At 71.1% G+C, this 21,562-nt stretch carries 18 protein-coding genes; 12 read left to right on the top strand and 6 right to left on the bottom strand.

Features of this window, described 5'->3' with window-relative positions:
* The coding region (locus ITI46_RS22535) for an NADPH-dependent F420 reductase (RefSeq protein WP_209241527.1) at positions 1 to 701 on the bottom strand (701 nt) is incomplete at its 3' end.
* 74 nt (positions 702 to 775) lie between these two features.
* Here ITI46_RS22535 and ITI46_RS22530 point away from each other — a divergent pair.
* The 8 genes from ITI46_RS22530 (at position 776) to ITI46_RS22495 (ending at position 10,104) form a co-directional block, all read left to right on the top strand.
* Positions 776 to 1,132, top strand: a complete 357-nt coding sequence (locus tag ITI46_RS22530) for a winged helix-turn-helix transcriptional regulator (protein WP_209241526.1) — start codon at positions 776 to 778, stop codon at positions 1,130 to 1,132.
* Positions 1,133 to 1,288: 156 nt separating this feature from the next.
* Positions 1,289 to 2,641: an amidohydrolase gene (locus ITI46_RS22525; protein ID WP_209241525.1), complete on the top strand. Its 1,353-nt coding sequence runs from the start codon at positions 1,289 to 1,291 to the stop codon at positions 2,639 to 2,641.
* Between the two features lie 252 nt (positions 2,642 to 2,893).
* Complete coding sequence (locus ITI46_RS22520; protein ID WP_209241524.1) at positions 2,894 to 3,925, top strand: BMP family lipoprotein; 1,032 nt, start codon at positions 2,894 to 2,896, stop codon at positions 3,923 to 3,925.
* Positions 3,926 to 4,089: 164 nt separating this feature from the next.
* Positions 4,090 to 5,865 carry an ABC transporter ATP-binding protein gene (locus ITI46_RS22515; protein WP_372452037.1) on the top strand — a complete coding sequence of 592 codons (1,776 nt, stop codon included), beginning with the start codon at positions 4,090 to 4,092 and terminating at the stop codon, positions 5,863 to 5,865.
* Positions 5,862 to 7,055, top strand: coding sequence for an ABC transporter permease (locus ITI46_RS22510; protein ID WP_247746408.1), 1,194 nt, complete (start codon positions 5,862 to 5,864; stop codon positions 7,053 to 7,055). The genes ITI46_RS22515 and ITI46_RS22510 overlap by 4 nt, the downstream gene beginning before the upstream one ends.
* Positions 7,052 to 8,347 carry an ABC transporter permease gene (locus ITI46_RS22505; RefSeq protein ID WP_209241523.1) on the top strand — a complete coding sequence of 432 codons (1,296 nt, stop codon included), beginning with the start codon at positions 7,052 to 7,054 and terminating at the stop codon, positions 8,345 to 8,347. Before ITI46_RS22510 ends, ITI46_RS22505 begins: the two co-directional genes overlap by 4 nt.
* 4 nt (positions 8,348 to 8,351) lie before the next feature.
* On the top strand, positions 8,352 to 8,753 hold the full coding sequence (locus tag ITI46_RS22500) for a cytidine deaminase (protein ID WP_209241522.1): 402 nt from the start codon (positions 8,352 to 8,354) through the stop codon (positions 8,751 to 8,753).
* Positions 8,754 to 8,829: 76 nt separating this feature from the next.
* On the top strand, positions 8,830 to 10,104 hold the full coding sequence (locus ITI46_RS22495) for a thymidine phosphorylase (protein ID WP_209241521.1): 1,275 nt from the start codon (positions 8,830 to 8,832) through the stop codon (positions 10,102 to 10,104).
* A 31-nt stretch (positions 10,105 to 10,135) separates the two neighbouring features.
* Here ITI46_RS22495 and ITI46_RS22490 read toward each other — a convergent pair whose 3' ends face one another.
* The gene (locus tag ITI46_RS22490; protein WP_209241520.1) at positions 10,136 to 10,423 is read right to left on the bottom strand and encodes a hypothetical protein; all 288 of its coding nucleotides are present in this window, start codon (positions 10,421 to 10,423) and stop codon (positions 10,136 to 10,138) included.
* Between the two features lie 541 nt (positions 10,424 to 10,964).
* On the opposite strand from ITI46_RS22490, the gene ITI46_RS22485 reads away from it, so the two are divergent.
* Together ITI46_RS22485 and ITI46_RS22480 are read left to right on the top strand one after the other, a co-directional pair.
* Positions 10,965 to 12,113, top strand: a complete 1,149-nt coding sequence (locus ITI46_RS22485; RefSeq protein WP_209241519.1) for a helix-turn-helix transcriptional regulator — start codon at positions 10,965 to 10,967, stop codon at positions 12,111 to 12,113.
* Between the two features lie 215 nt (positions 12,114 to 12,328).
* Positions 12,329 to 12,694 carry a DUF8189 domain-containing protein gene (locus ITI46_RS22480; protein ID WP_209241518.1) on the top strand — a complete coding sequence of 122 codons (366 nt, stop codon included), beginning with the start codon at positions 12,329 to 12,331 and terminating at the stop codon, positions 12,692 to 12,694.
* Positions 12,695 to 12,830: 136 nt separating this feature from the next.
* Here ITI46_RS22480 and ITI46_RS22475 read toward each other — a convergent pair whose 3' ends face one another.
* Positions 12,831 to 13,259 (bottom strand): DUF4267 domain-containing protein, encoded by a 429-nt coding sequence (locus tag ITI46_RS22475; protein WP_209241517.1) that lies wholly within the window; start codon positions 13,257 to 13,259, stop codon positions 12,831 to 12,833.
* Between the two features lie 133 nt (positions 13,260 to 13,392).
* On the bottom strand, positions 13,393 to 13,839 hold the full coding sequence (locus ITI46_RS22470; RefSeq protein ID WP_209241516.1) for an anthrone oxygenase family protein: 447 nt from the start codon (positions 13,837 to 13,839) through the stop codon (positions 13,393 to 13,395).
* A gap of 93 nt (positions 13,840 to 13,932) precedes the next feature.
* Between ITI46_RS22470 and ITI46_RS22465 the strand changes: the two genes are divergently transcribed.
* Positions 13,933 to 14,511: a TetR/AcrR family transcriptional regulator gene (locus tag ITI46_RS22465; protein ID WP_209241515.1), complete on the top strand. Its 579-nt coding sequence runs from the start codon at positions 13,933 to 13,935 to the stop codon at positions 14,509 to 14,511.
* Positions 14,512 to 14,667: 156 nt separating this feature from the next.
* Here the strand turns inward: ITI46_RS22465 and ITI46_RS22460 are convergent, their stop codons facing one another.
* Together ITI46_RS22460 and ITI46_RS22455 are read right to left on the bottom strand one after the other, a co-directional pair.
* Positions 14,668 to 18,915, bottom strand: coding sequence for a non-ribosomal peptide synthetase (locus ITI46_RS22460; RefSeq protein ID WP_209241514.1), 4,248 nt, complete (start codon positions 18,913 to 18,915; stop codon positions 14,668 to 14,670).
* Between the two features lie 208 nt (positions 18,916 to 19,123).
* Positions 19,124 to 20,437: an MFS transporter gene (locus ITI46_RS22455; RefSeq protein ID WP_209241513.1), complete on the bottom strand. Its 1,314-nt coding sequence runs from the start codon at positions 20,435 to 20,437 to the stop codon at positions 19,124 to 19,126.
* Positions 20,438 to 20,540: 103 nt separating this feature from the next.
* Between ITI46_RS22455 and ITI46_RS22450 the strand changes: the two genes are divergently transcribed.
* Positions 20,541 to 21,562: LysR family transcriptional regulator (locus ITI46_RS22450; RefSeq protein WP_247746407.1), on the top strand; the 1,022-nt coding region annotated here is incomplete at its 3' end.

The raw sequence follows: 21,562 nt of genomic DNA, 5'->3' as shown, positions 1-21,562 counted from the left end.
GGCGATAGCCCCGTCGCATACGCCAGCGGCGGGGCTATCGCCTGTGCGTCCGCGCCCTCTCCCACCCACAGGCCGATGAACAGCGCGGCGGTCGCCTCCAGGAGCCCGGCGCGTTCGAGTCCGCCCCCGGTCACCGGCTCGCAGCCCACGTCCCGGACCAGGTCCCGGACGAGGGCGAGGGCCGCGGGGTCGTCGCCGCAGAGCGGGACCGACAGGGGGCGGGCGTCGAAGACCGGCGGGTTCATGCGCCATACGTCCTCGTGGCAGAGGTTGAACGCCTTGACGACCCGCGCGCCCGGCGCCGCCGCTGCCAGCCGTTGTGCTGCCGAGGGGCCGCCGTCCGTCAGCAGCCGGAAGCCGGGTCCCACGGGGTTGGAGCAGTCGATCAGCACCTTCGCGTCCAGGGCCGCGCCCAGCTCCCGGGCCACCTCCTGCCCTACGCCGTAAGGCAACGCGGCCAGCACCACCTCCCCGAACCCGGCCGCCGCCCGCAGGCTCCCATGCCGTACGCCGCCACCTACGCCGCCACCGACCCCGGCGCGGACGCCGCCACCGACGCCGACGCCCTCGCCGATGCGCGCCGCAAGCCCTCGCGCCCTCCCCTCATCCCGTCCCCCCACCAGTACCTCGTGACCGGCCCGCACCCAGTGCGTGGCCAGTGCGTCCGCCATGTTGCCGCTCCCCAGTACGCCGATTCGCATCGAAAGCCCTCCTCGCCAGCTGGTCACCTGCTTCCGGAAGGACACTAGAGAGCCGGTCAGGCACCATTTGGTACGTGACGACCGACGCCTTCCTCGCCGACTGCCGGGCCCGCCTCGCCTTCGACCTGCTCTCCAACACCTGGAACGCCGTGGTCCTGTGGGCGCTGCGCGAGGGCCCGTACCGCCATGGCGAGCTGCGCGAACGCATCGGCGGCATCAGCTCGAAGGTGCTCACCGAGACGCTGCGGCGCCTGGAGTTCAACGGCCTGGTGGACCGCCAGGCCCACCCGGGGGCCCCGCCCCGGGTCGCCTACGAACTCACGCCCCTCGGCCGCACCTTGCTCGTGCCCATCGACACCATCGGTGCCTGGGCCTTCGCACACGGCGACGAAGTCATGGCGGCTCAGGAGCGGGCGTCCGGGCTCCAGTGAGCCCGCGGCTGTCCAGGGGGCGTGGGCAAAGCGCGTAGGTATACCCAGCCGCATCTGGACATAACCGCCGCACAGCCTAGATTTTCTTCCCCTGGGAGATTGAACTTTGGTGGATCTCTAGTCAGTTGCGGTGTCAAGGGGCCTACTCTTCGGACCATGAACGAACTCCTGTCCCCTGCAGCACCGGAGGTAGACGCACGCGGGGCCGCCGGCGTACTTCCCGAGCTGCCCGGCCGGCTGACCGAACCCCTCCGCCGCGAGCTCATCGCTTTCCGTCGCGACCTCCATATGCACCCAGAGCTGGGTAACCAGGAGTTCCGCACGACCACCGCGCTCAAGACCCGGCTGGAGAAGGCCGGGCTGCGCCCCCGGGTGCTGGCCATGGGCACCGGGCTCATCTGCGACATCCACCCGCAGGCGGGGGAGGGGGCGAGCCCGCACGCCGAGAGGCCCGAAGCGGAGCGGGCCGACGCCGAACGGGCCGGAGCCGCACGAGCCGGCACCGAGGGCCCCGTCGAGGCCGGGGCAGCCGTCGCCCCTCCCATGCTCGCCTTCCGCGCCGACATCGACGCGCTGCCCATCCCGGACACCAAAGAGGTGCCGTACCGCTCGACGGTCCCGGGCCGGGCGCACGCGTGCGGGCACGACGTGCACACCACGGTGGTGCTCGGCGCCGGCCTTGTGCTGGCCGAGCTGGCGCGCGCGGGGGCGCTGCCCCGTCCCGTACGGCTGCTGTTCCAGCCCGCCGAGGAGGTGCTGCCGGGCGGCGCCGCCGACGCGGTGGACTGCGGGGTGCTGGACGGCGTCGGCTCGATCCTCGCCCTGCACTGCGACCCACGGGTGGACGTGGGCCGGATCGGGCTGCGCGCGGGGCCGATCACCTCGGCCTGCGACCGGCTGGAGGTGGTGCTCAGCGGCGCGGGCGGGCACACCGCACGGCCGCATCTGACGACCGACCTGGTCACGGCCGCCGCGAAGCTGGTCACCGAGGCGCCGGCGCTGCTGGCCCGCCGGGTGGACGCGCGCTCCGGGCTGTCGCTGACCTGGGGCCGGATCGAGTCCGGGCACGCGCCGAACGTGATCCCGCAGCGCGCCGAGCTCTCCGGCACCCTGCGCTGCCTGGACCTGCCGACCTGGCGCGAGGCCCCCGACCTGGTGCACGCGGCCATCGACGAGCTGGCCACCCTGCACCGGGCCAAGTGCGAGCTGACCTATGTACGCGGCGTGCCGCCCGTGGTCAACGAGCCCTCGGCGACGGCGCTGCTGCGGGAGGCGATGGCGGCGCGTGCGGGCGCCGCCGCCGTGGAGACGACGGAGCAGAGCCTGGGCGGCGAGGACTTCTCCTGGTATCTGGAGCACGTCCCGGGCGCGATGGCCCGGCTGGGGGTGCGGCCCGTCGGCGACCGCCGCAGCCGCGATCTGCACCAGGGCGACTTCGACGCGGACGAGGGCGCGATCACCGCCGGCGTCGAGCTCTTCACGGCCGCCGCGCTGCTGCACCGTTCGTGACCTGATGTGACCTGACGCGACCTGACCCGGTACGTACGCGTACGGCGGCGCCGTATCCACGCCCCACCCCGCCAACCAACGGGACAAAAGGGGCAGCTATGTGGAATTCGGCGCCGTTCGCGACGATCCGATAACAGCGGTTCCCGGCTTCTTCTGCTGGAAATCTACGCGCGTTAATGTGTGCCCGTCTCAACGGCCGGAACCATCCTGCGGTGCCGGAACCGGTGCTCCACGACTCGAAGGGGACTCCTGTTGCGTCGGGTAACAAAGCTGGCTGCCGCGGTCACCGCCACCGCGGCTCTCGCACTGACGGCCACCGCGTGCGGTGAGAGCTCTACGGAGTCGGGTGGCAAGAAGAACAAGGGCGTCGGACTCGCCTTCGACGTCGGCGGCCGGGACGACCACTCGTTCAACGAGGCGGCCGCCCGCGGCACCGACAAGGCCGAGAAGGAACTCGGCGTCAAGACCAAGGAGATGACCGCCGGCAACAACGAGACCGAGGAGACCCGCGAACAGCGCCTCTCCTCCCTCGCCAAGGCGGGCTACAACCCGGTCATCGGCGTCGGCTTCAACTACGGCAAGTCGGTCAACAAGGTGGCCAAGGAGTTCCCCGACACCACCTTCGGCGTCGTGGACGAGCAGTCGCACGCCAAGAACGTCGTCGGGATGACCTTCGCCGAGAACGAGGCGTCGTACCTGGTGGGCGTGGCAGCGGCCAAGAAGACCAAGACCAACAAGGTCTCCTTCATCGGCGGCGTCGACAACGCGCTCATCCAGAAGTTCGAGGCCGGCTTCGTCAAGGGCGTCAAGGACACCAACCCCAAGGCCAAGGTCGAGGTCGACTACCTCTACAAGGAGTCCGACAAGGGCTTCAACGACCCGGCCCGTGCCAAGAACATGGCCAAGGGCATGCTCGCCCGCGGCAACGACGTGATCTACACGGCGGCCGGCCAGTCCGGCGCCGGCTCCATCGAAGAGGTCAGCAAGAAGAAGGGCGCCTGGGCCATCGGGGTCGACTCCGACCAGTACCGGCAGAAGGGCCTGGAGAAGTACAAGGACGCCATCCTGACCTCCTCGGTCAAGAACGTCGACGTCGCCGTCTACGAGCTCATCAAGAGCGTCAAGGACGGCAAGCCGCTCAAGGGCAACCAGACCTTCTCCCTCAAGGAGAAGGGTGTCTCGGTCGCCACGTCCGGTGGCTTCATCGACGACATCAAGGGCGACATCGACAAGGCCACCGAGGACATCACCTCCGGCAAGGTCAAGGTCCCGGCCAAGCCGTGACCCGGCGGGGACGGCACCGTACGCGGCCGCGGCACACCACCGCGGCGCGTACGGTGCCGCTGCCCGTGGTCCCCCTGGTTCCCCTCGTCCTCTCAGCTCTCGGATAGTCCCCCTCAACCCTCAGAAAGAGCTGGCTGCCACCAGCAAGGGAGCGCGTCAGTCAAGTGTCCAGCGAGTCCAGCGGCAGCAGCGGCGCGCCGTCCGGGGCGGGCCAGAAGTCCGCGGCGGCCGTCGAACTGCGCGGCATCACCAAAAGGTTCCCCGGCGTCGTCGCCAACCGCGACATCGACATCCGGGTCGAGCGCGGCTCCGTGCACGCCCTCGTGGGCGAGAACGGCGCGGGCAAGTCGACCCTGATGAAGATCCTCTACGGCATGCAGCGGCCGGACGGGGGCACCATCAGCGTCGACGGCAAGTTCGTCCAGCTGCACAGCCCCGCGGACGCCATCGCCCGCGGTATCGGCATGGTGCACCAGCACTTCATGCTGGCCGACAACCTCACCGTGCTGGAGAACACGGTGCTGGGCGCGGAGCGGCTGTACGGCATCGGCTCCCGCGCCCGCAAGAAGATCATGGAGCTGTCGGACGCCTACCAGCTCGGTATCCGCCCCGACGTGCTCGTGGAGGAGCTCGGCGTCGCCGACCGGCAGCGGGTGGAGATCCTCAAGGCCCTCTACCGCGGCGCGCGCATCCTCATCCTGGACGAGCCGACCGCCGTGCTGGTCCCGCAGGAGGTCGAAGCCCTCTTCGCCAACCTGCGCGAACTCAAGGCCGAGGGCCTCACGGTGCTGTTCATCTCGCACAAGCTGGGCGAGGTGCTCTCCGTCGCCGACGCGATCACCGTCATCCGGCGCGGTACGACGGTGGCGTCCGTACGGCCGGAGGAGACCAGCCCCAAGCAGCTCGCCGAGCTGATGGTGGGCAGCGAACTGCCGTCGGCCGAGACCCGCGAGTCGACCGTCACCGACGAGCCGATGCTCCGCGTGCAGGACCTGCACCTGTCGGCCGCCGACCCCGACGGCGGCCGGCGCACCGTGCTGGACGGGATCTCCTTCACCATCCACAAGGGCGAAGTGCTCGGCGTCGCCGGCGTGGAGGGCAACGGGCAGGCCGAGCTGGTCGAGGCCATCATGGGGATGAGCGACCCGGACGCCGGCACCGTCACCCTCGACGGCCAGGACATCTCGCACGCCCCCACCCGGGAGCGGCGCGAGAGCGGCATCGGCTACATTCCCGAGGACCGCCACCGGCACGGGCTGCTGCTGGAGGCCCCGCTGTGGGAGAACCGCATCCTGGGCCACGTCACCGAGAAGCCCAACGCCAAGGGCCCGGCGCTCGGCATACCCGGCGCTCCGCAGCTGCTGGCCCTCAAGGAGGCGCGGGCCGACGCCGAGCGGATCGTCGCGGAGTACGACGTACGCACCCCCGGCATCGAGGTGACCGCCGCCAGCCTCTCCGGCGGCAACCAGCAGAAGTTCATCGTCGGCCGCGAGATGAGCCACGGCCCCAAGCTGCTGATCGCCGCCCACCCCACCAGGGGCGTGGACGTCGGCGCGCAGGCGCAGATCTGGGACCAGATACGCACGGCCCGCCGCGAGGGCCTGGCCGTGCTGCTGATCTCCGCCGACCTGGACGAGCTGATCGGCCTCTCGGACACCCTGCGGGTGATGTACCGGGGCCGGCTGGTGGCCGACGCCGACCCGGCGACCGTCACCCCGGAGGAGCTGGGCTCGGCGATGACCGGCGCGGCCACCGGCCACCTGGACCGCCGGGAGGACGGCGCACCGGCCGAGGACCGCGCACAGGCCGAGGACCGCGCACAGGCCGAGGACCGCGCACAGGCCGAGGGCGACCCACAGGTCAAGGACCACGCACAGGCCGAGGACGGCGCCCCGGCGGAGGATGACAGCGACAACTCCGAGGGGGGAGGCGACAAATGAGCCGTTTCAAGACCAAGTTCAGCGCTCAGGCCGTGCTGCAGGCGCTGGCCGCGCCGGCGCTCGCCCTCCTCGCGGCGTTCGTGCTCTCCTCGGTCGTCATCGCGATGACCGGCAAGGACCCGTTCCACGCCTTCTTCGTCATGATCGACTTCGGCTCGAAGAGCGACAGCCAGGTCTGGATCATCAACAAGGCGATCCCGTACTACCTCTCGGCGGCGGCCGTGGCCATCGGCTTCCGGATGAACCTCTTCAACATCGGGGTGGACGGGCAGTACCGGGTCGCCGCGTTCTTCGCCGCCGTCGTCGGCGGAGCGCTCGCGCTGCCCGGCGCCCTCCAGATCCCGGTGATCATCCTCGTCGCGATGGCCGTCGGCGCGCTGTGGGCGGGCATCGCGGGCGTACTCAAGACGACCCGCGGGGTCAGCGAGGTCATCACCACGATCATGCTGAACTCCATCGCGGGTTCGCTGATCGGCTACTTCCTCGCCGAGGACAAGCTGGCGGTCAAGGACGGCAACCTCTTCCACACGCCGGAGATCCCCGCCTCCAGCCACTTCTTCCTCATCCCGACCACGCCCGACCCGATCTACGGCACCCTGATCATCGCCGTACTGATCGGGCTGGCCTACTGGTTCGTGCTCGGCCGCACCCGCTTCGGGTTCGACCTGCGGGCCGTGGGGCGCAGCGAGTCCGCGGCCTCCGCCAGCGGCGTCAGCGTCCGGCGGATGGTCGTCACCAGCATGCTGCTCTCCGGCGCCGTCGCGGGCCTGGTCGGAATGCCGACGCTGCTGAACAAGTCCTTCAGCTACGGCACCGACTTCCCCACCGGCGTCGGCTTCACCGGCATCGCCATCGCCCTGCTGGGCCGCAACCACCCCATCGGCATGGCACTGGCCGCCCTGCTGTGGGGCTTCCTGGAGCGCACCGGCCTCCAGCTGGAGTTCGAGGGGTACGCGCAGGAGATCGTCGGCGTCATGCAGGGGATCATCGTGCTGTGCGTGGTCATCGCGTACGAGATCGTCCGCCGCGTCGTGCTGCGCAGGCAGCAGAGTGCGGTCGGCGCCCAGCTCAGCGCTCGCGGCGCCGACGGCGGCGAGGGCGAGGGCGACGACAACGGCCCGGGCGAGCGGGACCAGGACGGCAAGAGCGCACCGAGCACCCAGGCGAAGAAGGCGGGGACCACCGCATGAGCACCACCATGTCCGCGCCGAAGAAGGCGCCCGCGGCGCCCGCCGCCCCCCGCGGCAAGCGCAAGCTGTCCTATCCGGTCGTCCTGCTGCTCATCGCGGGCGGACTGCTGCTGCTCTCCCTCGTCCGGGTCGTCACCGGCGACGAGCAGCTCAGCAACAGCGACCAGTTCTCCTCGGCGCTGGGCGCCGCCGTCCCCATCGGCCTCGCCGGACTCGGCGGGCTGTGGGCCGAACGCGCCGGCGTCATCAACATCGGCCTCGAAGGCATGATGATGCTCGGCACCTTCGCCGCCGGCTGGATGGGCTGGCAGCACGGGCCGTGGGTCGCCATCCTCGCCGGGATCATCGGCGGCGCGCTGGGCGGACTGCTGCACGCGCTGGCCACCGTCACCTTCGGCGTCGACCACATCGTCTCCGGTGTCGCCCTCAACATCCTCGCGCTCGGTCTGGTCCGCTATCTGGCCAAGCTGTGGTTCGGTGCCCCGGGCAGCGAAGCGGCCCAGGCGGGCGGCAACGACAAACAGTCCCCGCCCATGGCGGACATGCCCAGCTTCACCGTCCCAGGGCTCGCCGACGGGCTGGGCAGCATCGAGAAGCACCACTGGTTCCTCGTCTCCGACCTGGCGGGCGTCCTGCGCGCGCTGGTCGACGACGTCTCCTGGGTGACGGTGCTGACCGCGCTGCTGTTCGTCGGCAGCTTCTACGTCCTGTGGCGCTCCTCCTTCGGACTGCGGCTGCGCTCCTGCGGCGAGAACCCGGTGGCCGCCGAGTCGCTGGGCGTGAACGTCTACTCCTACAAGTACGCGGCGCTGGCCGTCTCCGGTGCGCTGGCCGGGCTCGGGGGTGCGTTCCTCGCCGTCGGCGTGCACATCTACCAGGAGAACCAGACCGGCGGCCGCGGCTACATCGGCCTCGCCACCATGATCTTCGGCAACTGGCGCCCCGGCGGTGTCGCCATGGGCGCCGGACTCTTCGGCTTCATGGACGCGCTGCGCGTCGTCGGCGGCGGCACCACGGTGCACGCCATGCTGCTGCTGATGGCCGTCCTGCTGGTGGGGCTCGCCGTCTGGAAGCTCCGCACGGGCCTGCGCGGCGCCCGTATCCAGGCCGCCGTCAGCCTCGTTATCGCCGTGCTGCTCGTGCTGTGGTACGCGCTGACCGACACCGTGGCACTGGAGTTCGTCGAGATGACGCCGTACGTCACGACGCTGCTGGTGCTCTCCCTCGCGGCCCAGCGGCTGCGTGCGCCACGCGCGATCGGCAAGTCGTACCGCCGAGGTGAGGGAACGTAGAGCTGTGCACGACGCCGACATCGACTGGGGGGCGCTGCGGGAGCGGGCCCGAGCCGCCATGACCCGGGCCTACGCCCCCTACTCCGGCTTCCCCGTCGGGGCCGCCGCACTGGTGGACGACGGGCGCACCATCACCGGCTGCAATGTGGAGAACGCCTCCTACGGGGTCGGACTGTGCGCCGAATGCGGCCTGGTGAGCGAGCTGTTCGCCACCGGAGGGGGCCGCCTGGTGGCGTTCACCTGCGTGGGCGGCGCCGACGCCCGGCTCGTCGCCCCCTGCGGGCGCTGCCGCCAGCTGCTGTGGGAGCACGGCGGCAGCACCCTGCTGGTGGAGGCGCCCTCGGGGGTGCGGCCCCTCTCCGAACTGCTGGTCGACGCCTTCGGGCCGCACGATCTGGCCCGCTGACCGTTACCGGCCCACTGACCGTTACCGGCCACTGACCGTCACGGTCGCCGAAAGGAACAGGTAGACATTCATGGCCATGGACGCCATCTCCGTCATCCGCGCCAAGCGCGACCGCCAGGAGCTGACCGGCGAGCAGATCGACTGGGTCATCGACGCCTATACGCGCGGCGTGGTGGCCGATGAGCAGATGTCGGCCCTCGCCATGGCCGTCTACCTCAACGGCATGACCCGCGCCGAGATCTCCCGGTGGACCGCCGCGATGATCGCCTCCGGCGAGCGGATGGACTTCGGCGCGCTGGACCGGCCCACCGCCGACAAGCACTCGACGGGCGGCGTGGGCGACAAGATCACGCTCCCACTCGCCCCTCTGGTGGCCGCCTGCGGCGCTGCCGTCCCCCAGCTGTCCGGCCGGGGCCTCGGCCACACCGGCGGCACCCTCGACAAGCTGGAGTCCATCCACGGCTGGCGCGCGTCGCTGACCAACGCCGAGATGATGAACGTCCTCCAGGACGTCGGCTCCGTCATCTGCGCGGCAGGCGAGGGCCTGGCCCCGGCCGACAAGCGGCTGTACGCCCTCCGCGACGTCACCGGCACGGTGGAGTCCCTCCCCCTGATCGCCTCGTCCATCATGTCCAAGAAGATCGCCGAGGGGACCGGCGCCCTGGTCCTGGACGTCAAGGCGGGCTCCGGCGCTTTCATGAAGAACGTCGAGGACGCCCGCGAACTGGCCGCAACCATGGTCGGACTCGGCCAGGACCACGGCGTACGGACAGTCGCACTCCTCACCGACATGAACACCCCGCTCGGCCTGACTGCGGGCAACGCCCTCGAAGTCCGCGAATCGGTGGAGGTCCTGGCGGGCGGCGGACCCGCGGACGTCGTCGAACTCACCGTAGCCCTGGCCCGCGAAATGCTCGACGCGGCGGGCCTGCCGGACGCCGACCCCGCGAAGGCGTTGGCCGACGGCTCCGCGATGGACGTGTGGCGCCGCATGGTCACCGCCCAAGGGGGTGACGCGGACGCGGAGTTGCCGACAGCGAGGGAGCACCACGTCGTCAAGGCGGACACCTCCGGCGTCGTGACCCGCCTCGACGCCTACGCCATCGGCCTCGCAGCCTGGCGCCTCGGCGCCGGCCGCGCCCGCAAGGAGGACCCGGTGCAGGCGGGCGCCGGCGTGGAACTGCACGCCCGCCCCGGCGACCACATCACGGCAGGCACCCCCCTGCTGACGCTGCACACGGACACCCCGGAAGCCTTCGCCTACGCGGAGCAGGCCCTGACGGACGCCTGGGACATCACCGACTCGCCCTCGTACGAGCCGACACCGCTGATCCTCGACCGCATCGGGTAGGACGCTGACGGCGGACGGGCTCACTGCGGGGCTACTGGAGGTCCAGGCACTCGGCACACGTGACGCGCCGCTGCGCCTCGTCCACCGCGCCGACGGCACCGCAGAGCGGTGTGCCATCGCGCACCTTGTGCGCGGTCATCACGTCGTCTCCGACCGTGCCCGGCACCCAGTCGGACGCGCCGTGGACCTTCCTCCGCATCTTGGCGAGCAGCTGGGCCCGCTCCGCGCCCTGCTTCCGTGCGCTGGCGTCGTCCTTGTCGGCCAGCGCGTGGCGCGGCCCGTTGCCCTTCGCGCGCCGCTGATCCAGGGGGCGGCTCATTCCCGCCCCCTTCTGCCGGTGGCAGACCGTGCGCTGTGGTCTGGATGCCGCTTCAGCAAGACCTCGCAGTCGGTCACCCGGCTGAAGTCCCCCACACCTCTTGCGGTATCCCTCTCCTGCTCCAGCCGAGCACACTCGGCACACTGCGTGTCGCTCATGCGGGCATCACCCGCCGTGCCTACTCGAGCCGTCGGGCGGTCTCGCACGAGGTGCCGCGCAGGCACCGCACTCCTGCCGGTGCATCACGTAAGCCGCCTGAAGCTGTGCGATGTCCGCACCGCGCGGGTGGTCGGAGACATCAACTGGAATGGATTCTGATCCCGCGGCCGACGACTGCCACATGGTCCGCTTCATGGCTCTGCCTTCCTTTTCAGGTGGGTATCCATGTCCCCCTGAGCCGGTGGCCGATCGGGGGCGCCATGGCTAGCCACTTCACCGGAGAAGACGGGGCAGCAACACGGCAGAACTGCCGTATCCAGGCTGCACTTTGGCTGCACGAGGTACCCTGGCCAGGGGAGACGGCAGCCGGAGGAGTACGGGCATGGCGGGCAAGCGGCAGCGTCTGACACAGCGCCGGACGTCATGCGGCTATACACAGGAGACGTTCGCTGAATCCCTGCAAGTTGATCGCACGACGGTGCAGCGCTGGGAACGCGGCGATGTTGAACCTCAACCGCACCAACGGCCGAGAATCGCACATCTCCTAGGAGTCGCGTCCGAAGAGTTCGACGCGCTACTGGAACCCGATACGCCGAAGCTGTCCGCTCTCAATGGGCGCATGGGTGAAGATCTCGCTCTGACCATCCGAGAGTTGTCTCAGCACCTCGTGGCGCTGGACAACGAATTGAACGGTCTTCCCATCGCAGACGCGGCAGCGCGTTCCTTCAAGAAGGTGCACCGTCGTATGGGAGAGGGAGACTACGACCACAAGGCGGAACACGACGTTCAGGCGGCGGCAGCCGAGTTGGCCGAAGTCTCGGGCTGGGCGCTTTTCGACGCAGAGGAGCAGGCTGCTGCCCGCAGGCTCAACCAGGAAGCCTTGTTTTTGGCGCGGCTTTCCGGGGATCGGGAGATCGAACTTCTGATCTTGCAGAACATGGCCATGCAGGCAGGATGGGTGGGGCGTCCGCGAGAAGAGCTGGCAATCGCGCGAGCTGTTATCGGGCAAGGGCGGGTCTCACCCCGCGTCGAAGCCATCTTCAGACTCCGCGAGGCCAGAGGGCTGGCAGGGACCGGGCAGGAACGCGAAGCCGTTCGGACCTTCGACCGTGCCCGGTCTCTCATCCAAGACGGTGAGCAGCGCGACGACCCTCCTTGGGCATGGTGGGTCACCACGGACGAGCTCGATGGGCAGCTGGGGTCCACTTTCCAGGAGGCAGGCCAATGGAAGCGGGGGATTCCCTACCTTCAGCAAGCCATGCAACAGAAGGCAGGGGTAAAGGTAGGCTACAGGTCCATTTCTGCCGTCCGCCTTCTCGACTGCTACCTGGAAGAGCACGCATGGCGGGACGCCGAACGCCTGGCTGAGTCAGTTATGGCCATCATCGGTGAGACGTCATCCGCCCGCACGCTCGGATTGCTCAGCAGCACTGCGAAGCGGGGGAAGTCCGTCCGCACTGCGCCGAGCAATCTGCGGGATGCGCTGCATCAGATCGATTCCATGATGCAGGAAGATCTTTGCGAGATCTGACGTACGGCGTTCTCGGCGGGCGGCCCACTGCCTTGTCCGTGTCGAAGCGGTGAATCCGTGGCCAGTTCGCGGATTTTGGGTCGTGGCTGAGCCATGTCCTGATGGCACTCGGCGACGTCAGGTGGCCGGTCACCAGTCTGCAAAGGGCGTAGTTTCCGCGAGGGGCGGGCAGACGGCTTCGAGGGAAGCTCTGAAGTCCTTTCACCAGGTGGAAGGTGAGCGAGCTTCCGGACGCCGACTGGACCGACTGGCAGCAGTTCGGCTTCGACTTCGGCCGTGTGGTGTCGCTCGCCGCGGCCCCGCTGACGGATGAGCGGCCGCAGATATTCGCCGTGTCCGAAGGCGGCGAGCTGTTGACCACCTGGAAGGTGAGCTCAGAGCCGAGCGCCGCCTGGGCCAACTGGGCAAAGTTCAACGGCCTGCTCGGATCCGCCTGCAGTGTGGGTGTGGCTACGCTGACGGACGGCCGTCCGCAGATCGTGGTCGGGACCGACACCGGTTCGGTGTCCTCCTGGAAGGTGAGCGAGAATCCGGACGCCGCCTGGTCCGACTGGTCCTCCTTCGACGGCCCGCCCGCCTGATCCGTAGGCATCCGACCCGTCGGACCTCGCCTCCCGGATACCCACCGGTCGGTATGCGCGCCCGTCCGGGACCGCTGTCAGCATGGTTCACCCGCGGCTGTCATCAGGCGAATACCAGACACGCGCCAAGGTGGCGTCAGGCGGGCTGCCCGGCGGGCATTGCCGGAGCGGCGGCCGCGACCTTGCGGGTCTCGTGCATCATCAGCAGGCCGTTGACCACCATCAGTGTCCCGGTCAGGCCGTGGACGCCGAGTGCGGTGGCCGCGGAGCCGTGGTGGGCCAGCACGGTGGCCATGTCGCCGTACGCGGCGAGGGACTCCACCAGCAGCGCCCAGCCCAGCGCCCGGCGCCGGCCCGTCACCAGCAGGACGCCCAGGACCAGGGCCAGGACGACATCGCGGATTCCCTTGATGATCAGGAAGCCGTCGCCGTCGCCGGACGGCCAGTTCGGCAGGCCGAAGCCCGGCGCCGTCGTCTCCGGGCTCAGGATGAACTCACTCCCGAACCAGAGGATGAAGAGGATGAAGGCGGCGGCCAGGACGGTGTTGATCTTCTTCAGGGACACTGTTCTTCTCCTTGCGGGTCTTCGTCGGCTCGGTGGGCTTCGTGGAGCTTGCTGAGTCGTGCGGGGCCCTGAGCGGGCCGCGCGGACGCGGCTGGTCGAGGGGCGAACCAGGGGATGCCGGGGCGACTCGGTGTCAGGTGAGCGCGGCGGCCAGCAGGGCGAAGGCGGCGATGAGGAGGGCGACGCGGACGTAGTGCCAGCGGTGCCAGCGGTTCATCTGCTCCTTCCAGTCCGCGGGCCGGTTCTCAGGCGTCCACGTCTTGGCCCGGTTGTTGAGCGGAACGAGCACCAGGAGCGACAGGACCACGGTGAGGATCAGCAGTCCGGCGGCGGTGATGACGAGGCCGGTGCCGGCGTGGTGCCATCCGGTGACGGCCCAGGCCGCGGCGAGGACGAGCGAGCCGATGTACCAGAACGGCATGACGGCGCCGAGCATCCGGCCCCCGTGGGCGTGGCCGAGTTGGCGGCTGTCCTCGGGGAGTGCGTTGAGGATCCGGTTGATGATGAAGGCGACGGAGAACTCCACCCCCACCATCACGCCGACCACCACGGTGGTGACGACCTCGAGTGCGCTGAGCATGATGACCCCTCCGAAAAATTCTAGCGCTGCTAGCTGACGAGGCAACGCTAGTACTGCTCCCGCTCGGTTGTCTAGCGGTGCTAGGGTCGAATCATGTCGGTACAGGAACGCAAGCAGCGCGAACGGGCCGAGCGCGAACGCCTCATCGTGGCGACAGCCCGCGAACTCGCCGAGCAGCAGGGCTGGGACGCGGTCACCACCCGCCGGCTCGCCGAACGTATCGAGTACAGCCAGCCCGTCCTCTACAGCCACTTCCGCGGCAAGCGCGAGATCATCGGCGCCGTCGCACTCCAGGGCGCCGCCGAGATGGCCGTGGCGATGCGTGCCGCGGCCTCCGGAGCGGACGGCCCGCGCGCCCGGGTCGCCGCCCTCGCCCGCGCCTACCTCGACTTCGCCGAGCGCAACCCGGCGGTCTACGACGCCCTGTTCCAGCTCGACGGCGGTCTGGCGTTCGCGCAGGAGGACACCCCGGAGCCGCTGAAGGACGCCTTCGCCGCGCTGCTGGAGAGCCTGAGCGAGGTCACCGGGGACGGGGTCGAGCCGGGACTGTTCACCGAGACGTTCTGGGCGGCCCTGCACGGCCTGGCGACCTTGACCCGGGCGGGACGGCTGCCGCCGGAGGACGCCGGGCCGAGGGTGGAGCTGCTGGTCGGCCGGCTCGCCGTGGTCTGACACACCGTCCCGGCGGGCACGCAACCCGGGCCTCGCCGGCTCCTCGGCTCCCCGGCGAACGTGCCGTACGCTCCCGGCTGTTCATCAGCCGGACATTGCACCGGCACGGCCGGACCGTAGTCCGGGACCGCTGCCGGGGACCGCTGCCGGGGTGGTTCACTCGCGGCTGTCGTCGGGCCGCCGCTGCTCGGCAGCGCTCAGCAGCGCCGCCAACACCCGCCCCACCTGCGCCATCGCATCCGGTTGGCCCATGGCGGAGTGGGTGCAGGGGATGTCGTGGAGGGTGAGGGTGCCGGTGAGGTGGGGGTGCCAGGTTGCGGGGTCGGGGGTGTGTTCGGGGGCGGTTTCGGTGGCGCGGAAGTAGTGGGCGTCGCCGCGGTGGACCGCCGGGGTCCAAGTCGGGCGCAGCGCGGCGTAGTGGGCCAGCATCCGGGTGACGGCCGTCAGTTGGGCGTCGTCCGCCAGATCGTGCCCGACGGCCTCCGTGACCAGGCGGCGTACCACGGCCGGGTCCGTATCGGGGTCGAGGCGCGGCGTGCGGTCCAGGGGCGCCGAGTCCAGCAGCGCCAGCAGACCGACGTCCTCGCCCTGCTGTTCCAGCCGGGCGGCGACGGCGTGCGCCAGCGCCCCGCCCAGTGACCAGCCGAGCAGCCGGTAGGGGCCGTTGGGCTGTACGGAGCGGATGCGGGCGACGTACTCCGCGATCAGCTCGGGGAAGGTCCCGGCGAGCGCGTCCCCGGGGCGCAGGCCCTGCGCCTGGAGCGCGTAGACCGGGACGGACGGCGGCAGGTGCGGCAGCAGCGTGGCGTAGCACCAGCCCAGTCCGCCCGCCGGATGGACGCAGAACAGCGGTGCCGCGTCACCCTCGGTACGCAGCGGCAGCAGCATCTCCGATGCGCCGTCGGCCGGCGGCTGCGGGCCCGCGGCCGTGTCGAGCAGCTTCGCCAACTGGCCCACCGTGGGGGCCTGGTACAGGGCGCCGAGGGAGAGTTCGGTGCCCAGCTGGGTGTGGATGCGGGACAGAAGGCGGGTGGCGGCCAGCGAATGGCCGCCGAGGGCGAAGAAGTCGTCGTCGAGGGTGACGTCCGGCACGTCGAGGACCTCGGCGAAGAGGGCGCACAGCGTCCGCTCCACCGTGGTGCCCGCCGTACGCGGCCGTCGGCGGCGCTGGTCCGACGTGGCCTGGGCCGGGAGGGCATCGGTCAGCAGCGCGGCGCGGTCCAGCTTGCCCTGCGGAGTCCTGGGCAGCGCCTCATGGGTGTAGAAGGCGGCCGGCACCATGGCGGACGGCAGCCGCGAAGCGGCCCAGGCACGCAACTCGGCCGCATCCAGCGCGGGCTGCCCCGGGGAGGGGCACCCTTCTCCGGACGGAACGGCCCCGGTCCGCGCGGAGTCCGACGGCTCGGAGCGCACGCGGTCCTGCGACCTGGTGTCGGTACGTCCGGTATTGGTGCGTTTGGTATCGGTATGCGTGGGATCCGGTGGCCCGGAATACGCCGGCCCCCCGGAGTGCCGCGTCGCGGGCACCACATGTGCGGCCAGGTGTACCGGACCGTTCACCGGATCGTCGCCGGACCGCTGCGCCGTGACGGCGACTTGCGCGACGTGCGGATGCCGGGCCAGTACGGTCTCGACCTCCTGCGGTTCGATCCGTACACCGTGCACCTTCAACTGGGCGTCGGTGCGGCCGAGATACTCCAGTACGCCGTCCTCCGTCCACCGCACCAGATCGCCGGTGCGGTACACACGGGGTGCAGGACCGTCGGCGCCGCCACCCGCGGGCGGGGCAGCAGCGAACGGATCCGGAAGGAACTTCTCCGCCGTCAGCCCGGGAGCCCCCAGGTAGCCGCGGGCCACCTGCGCACCGCCCAGATGGAGTTCGCCCGGGACACCGGGGGGCACCAGGTGGCCGTCCCGGTCCAGGACGTAGGCCCGCAGATTGTGGCCGGGGCGGCCGATGACGGGCCGGGCGCCCGCGGCGTCCAGCCGGCACCAGACGGCGTCCACGGCGCACTCGGCGGGCCCGTAGCAGTTGTGCACGGCGACACCGGGCAGCGACCGCAGCCGCTGCCACAGGACCGGGTCGACCGCCTCTCCGCCGACCAGCAGCGTGCCCGGGTGGTGGCGCCGCGCGGGGTCGAAGAGACCGGCGGCCAGCAGCGCCCGCACATGGGTGGGGGTGAGGGCGAGCAGGTCGATGCGCTGCTCCTCGACACGCGCTGCCAGCGCTGCCGGGTCGTGGCGTACCCCGTCCTCGATCAGGTGGAGTTCGTGCCCCGCGGCCAGGCACAGCCACGCCTCCCAGGAGGCGTCGAAACAGAACGAGGCGGTCTGCGCAGCCCGCAGCCGGCGCCCGGCGGCCTGGGCTGCCGGAGCGATGATTCCGCTGAGGTGGTCGTGGTACAGGTTGGCCAGCTGCCAGTGCTCCACCTCGACGCCTTTCGGGCGTCCCGTGGTGCCGGAGGTGAAGGCGAGGTACGCGACGTCGTACGGCCGCAGCGGTCGCGGCCGGTCGCGGTCGCCCGGGTCGGCAGCCGACTGCCGCGCCAACTCCCGTACCGTCGCCGCCGCGTCGACGACCAGCAGCGGCGCACCCCCCGACGGCACACTCGCGGCCTCACCCGGCTCACCGGCACCGGCCGCCGTCAGCACGCACACCGGCGCCGCGTCGGCGAGCATCTGCCGGGTGCGCTCGGCCGGGTGGTCGGCGTCCAGCGTCAGACAGGCGGCGCCCGTCTTGAGTACGGCCAGCAGCGCGACGGCGTAGTCGGCGGTACGGGGCAGGGCGAGCGCCACCGTGGCGCCGGGGCCCGCGCCCCGCCGCAGCAGCAGATGCGCGAGCCGGTTGGCCCGCACGTTCACCTCCCCACGCGACAGCACGCCCGCGCCGGGCAACCCGGCGTCCGTATCAGCACCCGCACCCGCATCAGCACCCGCCCCGCACACCAGCGCGCTCGCGCCCGGCTCCTCGCGTACGCGCTCCTCGAAGGCGGCGTGCAATGGCGCGAAGGGGAAGGCGCGTTCGCGTCCGCGCCCCCAGGCCAGTACGCGCTCCCGCTCCTCCGGCGTGGTGAGCTCCACCTTCTCCAGCGCGGTCGTCCCGGTGGCGGTGGTGAGGGTGCGCAGCAGAGCGAGGAAACGGCGGTGGTGGGCGGCGATCTGTTCCGCCGGGTAGATGTCGGGATCGGCCTGGAAGTCGATGCGCAGGGAGCCGTCGGAGGGGCGGTCGTAGACGTTGACGGCCATGCCGGTGACCGGTCCGTTGGACAGGTTGTGCAGCGTGGCCGGGTGCCGGCCGAAGCTGATCTGCGGGTCGTGGAGCATCACGTTGATGCCCCAGTCCTCCATCCGCCCCGCGGCCGGCCGCCGGGCGTGCGGGCCGCGCACCAGATTGACGTAGCTGTAGCGCTGGTGCCGCAGCAGGGCCTTGGCCGCTGCGGCGGTCTTGCGCAGCAGCTCCCCCACCGTGCCGGACGACGGCTGCGGGACGCGCAGCGGCAGCACGTTGGCGACCATGCACGGTACGTCGCGGGTCGCAGGACCGCGCGCCGCGACGGTGACGTCCACGACCGCGTCCTCCCGCGCGTCGTCGGCCAGCCGGTGCACGTACAGGGCCAGCGCCGCCATCGCCACGGTCGCAAGGCCGGTGCGCGCGTTACGGGCCAGCGCCCGCAGTGCGCCTGCGGTGCCGGTGTCCAGATGGCCGGTCTCCCGTACGAAGGCCGGTGCGGGCTTCGGCAGCCGGCCGGAGGTGGCGGGCGCGGAGGCGGCGCACCTGGCCAACTCCTCCGACCAGTAGGCCCGGTCGCGCTCCTTCCGCTCGGAGTCCGTGTACTCGGCCTCGTCCTCCAGCGCCTTGCGCAGCGGCGCCAGCCGGGACGGCGGCACGGGCCCGCCGCTCTCCAGCGCGCTGTAGATCTCCGCGATCCGCGGCACGAACAGACTGGTGGCGTAGCCGTCCATCAGGATGTGATGGCTGCACAGGTAGAGCAGGAAGCGCGCGTCCGCCGTGCACAGCACGGCGAACGAGAACAGGCCGGCGCGGTGCATGTCCATCGGGGCCCTCAGATCGGCCCACATCCACTCCCGCGCCGCCGCGTCCGGGTCGGCCTCGCCCCGCACGTCGATCAGCGGGAACGGCCAGTCGGCACAGTCCTCGATGACCTGCCGTACGCCCTCGTCGCCGTCCGGCCCGCCGGGTACGAACCGTACGCGCAGCGCCTCCGTCTCGGCGACGGCCTGCCGGATCGCCCGCTCCAGCAGTTCCACTTCGACGGCGCCGCGAATCTCGATCACTTCGGCAGGCCGCAGGCAGGCGCTGTCCGGGGCGAGCTGCTGCGTGAACCACATCCCCGACTGCGCCGCCGTCAACGGCAGACCCTCACCGATGTCGAACCTGGCCATCCGTACCAACTCCCGATCGCAGCCTCACGTCTGGGAGCACAACGAGAAGGGCAGGGGAGAGGGCACCTTCCGAGCGAAAGGCGCCCTCCGGGTGGGAGGACGCCTTCCGAAACATCGCGACACATGGCGATGTGAGCACTGCAGCGGCGCGTACCATCCGCCCCGCGCACACCGTCACGCCGCGCCCCCGCAGGCGCGAGCCGCCCCCTCAGGCGCGGGCCAGCACCACCGCGCGGCGGGTCGCGTACAGGGTGATGCCGGCGGCGAGCACCATCGCGGACAGGGCCAGGGCCACAGTGGCGGCCCAGCCGCCCGCGGCGAACGCGAGGGCGCCCAGCGCCCCGCCGAGCGAGCTGCCGATGTAGTAGCTCATCTGATAGAGCGCGGACGCCTGTGCGGTTCCGTGGGTGGCGGTGTGGCTCACCGAGCCGGAGGCCACCGCGTGGCCCGCGAAGAATCCGGCGGTGATCAGGACCAGGCCGGCGACCACTGCCACGATGCTGTCGGCCAGGCTGATCAGCAGCCCGGCCGAGGCGGTGCCGATGCCCAGGTACAGCGTGCCGCGCCGGCCGAGCCGCGCGTTGAGCCGCCCGGCCGTGGCCGAGGCCGCCGTACCCACCAGATAGATGACGAAGATCGAGCCCACCAGCCCCTGCGAGAGGCCGAACGGCTCGGCCACCAGCCGGTAGCCGATCACGGTGTAGACGGCGCCGAACACCGTCATGAACAGCAGCCCGATCGCGTACAGCCGCATCAGCAGCGGGTTGCCCAGGTGCGCCCGTACGGTCGCCGCGATCCGCCGCGGGTGCAGCGGCGCCGGGGTGAAGTGCCGGGCAGGCGGCACCAGCAGCCGGAAGGCGACCGCGCACAGCAGCGAGGTGACGGCCACGGCGCCGAGCCCGGCGCGCCAGCCCCACGCCTCGGTGACCCACCCGGTGAGGATGCGCCCGCTCATCCCGCCGACGCTGTTGCCCGCGACGAACAGCCCGACCGCGCCCACCAGATGCCTGGCCCGCACCTCGTCCGACAGGAACGCCATCGCCGAGGCGGGCACCCCCGCGACGGCCGCCCCCTGGAGCGTCCGCAGCGCGATCAGCCCGGGCAGGCTGGGCGCGAACGGGATGACGAGGGCGAGCGCGACCGCCACGGCCATGGAGACGGTCAGCATCCGGCGCCGCCCGAAGCGCTCGGAGAGCGCGGCCAGCGGCAGCACGGCGACGGCGAGCCCGATGGTCGCGCCGGAGACGGTCCAGCTCGCCTGGTCGGGAGCGGCGTGCAGGGAACGGGAGATCTCGGGCAGCAGTGCCTGCGTGGAGTAGAGCAGCGCGAACGTGGAGAGCCCGGCGGCGAACAGCGCGAGCCGCATCCGCGTGTGCCCGGGGTCGCCGGGGCTCAGCTTCGTGGCGTCGGAGTTCTCGGGTGCCGGGGAGGTACGGGTGACAGAGGAACCGGTGAGGGAGGTACGAGTGACGGCTGAGGCGTCCACCTGTGCGGAGGACGCCCCGGTATCGAGAGCAGGCATGCCTCGAACGTACGACCCCGTATTTCATCCGTCCAATGCATGAAAGTGCGAGAATCGATCCCCACACGCATCACCGCAGCTAGTCGCAGCGAGGGGGAGCCGCTTGTCACCGTCACGCAACAAGAAAGACACCTCGGTCACGCAGTCACCAGGCGTCCCCGCACCCTCGGCAGCACTCTCCCTCACCCCGCGCCTGGCGCAGTTCGCCGCCGTGGCCCGGCACGAGCACGTCACCCGTGCCGCCCAGGAACTCGGCATCCCGCAGTCCTCCCTCAGCCGCGCGCTGGCCCGGCTGGAGGAGGACCTGGGCGTCGCCCTCTTCGCGCGGCACGGCCGTACGCTCTCCCTCACCCCCGCGGGCCGCACCTTCCTCTCCTCCGCCGAGCGCGCGCTGGCCGCCGTCGAACAGGCCGCCGAGGCCGTACGCTCCGACGCCGACCCCGCCACCGGCAAGGTCGCCTTCGGCTTTCTGCACACCCTCGGCTGGGAGACGGTCCCCGAACTCCTGCGCGCCTTCCGCGCCGACCATCCGCGGGTCCGCTTCGCCCTGGTGCAGAACTACGGTGAGGCCATGCTCGACCGACTCCGCGCCGGGGAACTGGACCTGTGCCTCACCTCGCCCATCCCGGAGGCACCCGACCTGGTCGCCCGGCGGCTGGACGAACAGCGGCTGCGGCTGGTCGTACCGGACGACCACCGGCTCGCGCGGCGCAAGCGGGTGCGGCTGGCGGAGGCGGCCGAGGAGTCCTTCGTCACCCTGGAGCCCGGCTACGGCATGCGACGCATCCTCGAGACGCTGTGCGCCGAGGCCGGGTTCACCCCGCGGATCGCCTTCGAGGGCGAGGAGGCCGAGACCATCCGCGGCCTGGTCGCCGCCGGCCTCGGCGTCGCGCTGCTGCCGCCGCCCGTCTTCCCGCGGCCCGGCGTACGGGAGCTCACCGTCACCGCGCCGCGTGCCGTGCGCGAGATCGGGCTCGCGTGGTCGGCCGGGCGCCCGGACACCCCGCCTGTTGCGGCTTTCAAGAAGTTCCTGCTCAGCCGCAGGGGCCGGCTCCTGCGCGCGGAGCCGGCCCAGCCCCAGTCGGGCCAGCCCGGTTCCGAGTCCGCACGTGCCACACCCGAACC

Source organism: Streptomyces oryzae, assembly GCF_017676365.1.
Taxonomy (GTDB): domain Bacteria; phylum Actinomycetota; class Actinomycetes; order Streptomycetales; family Streptomycetaceae; genus Streptomyces; species Streptomyces oryzae.
This window is presented reverse-complemented; position numbering and strand designations above follow the sequence as displayed.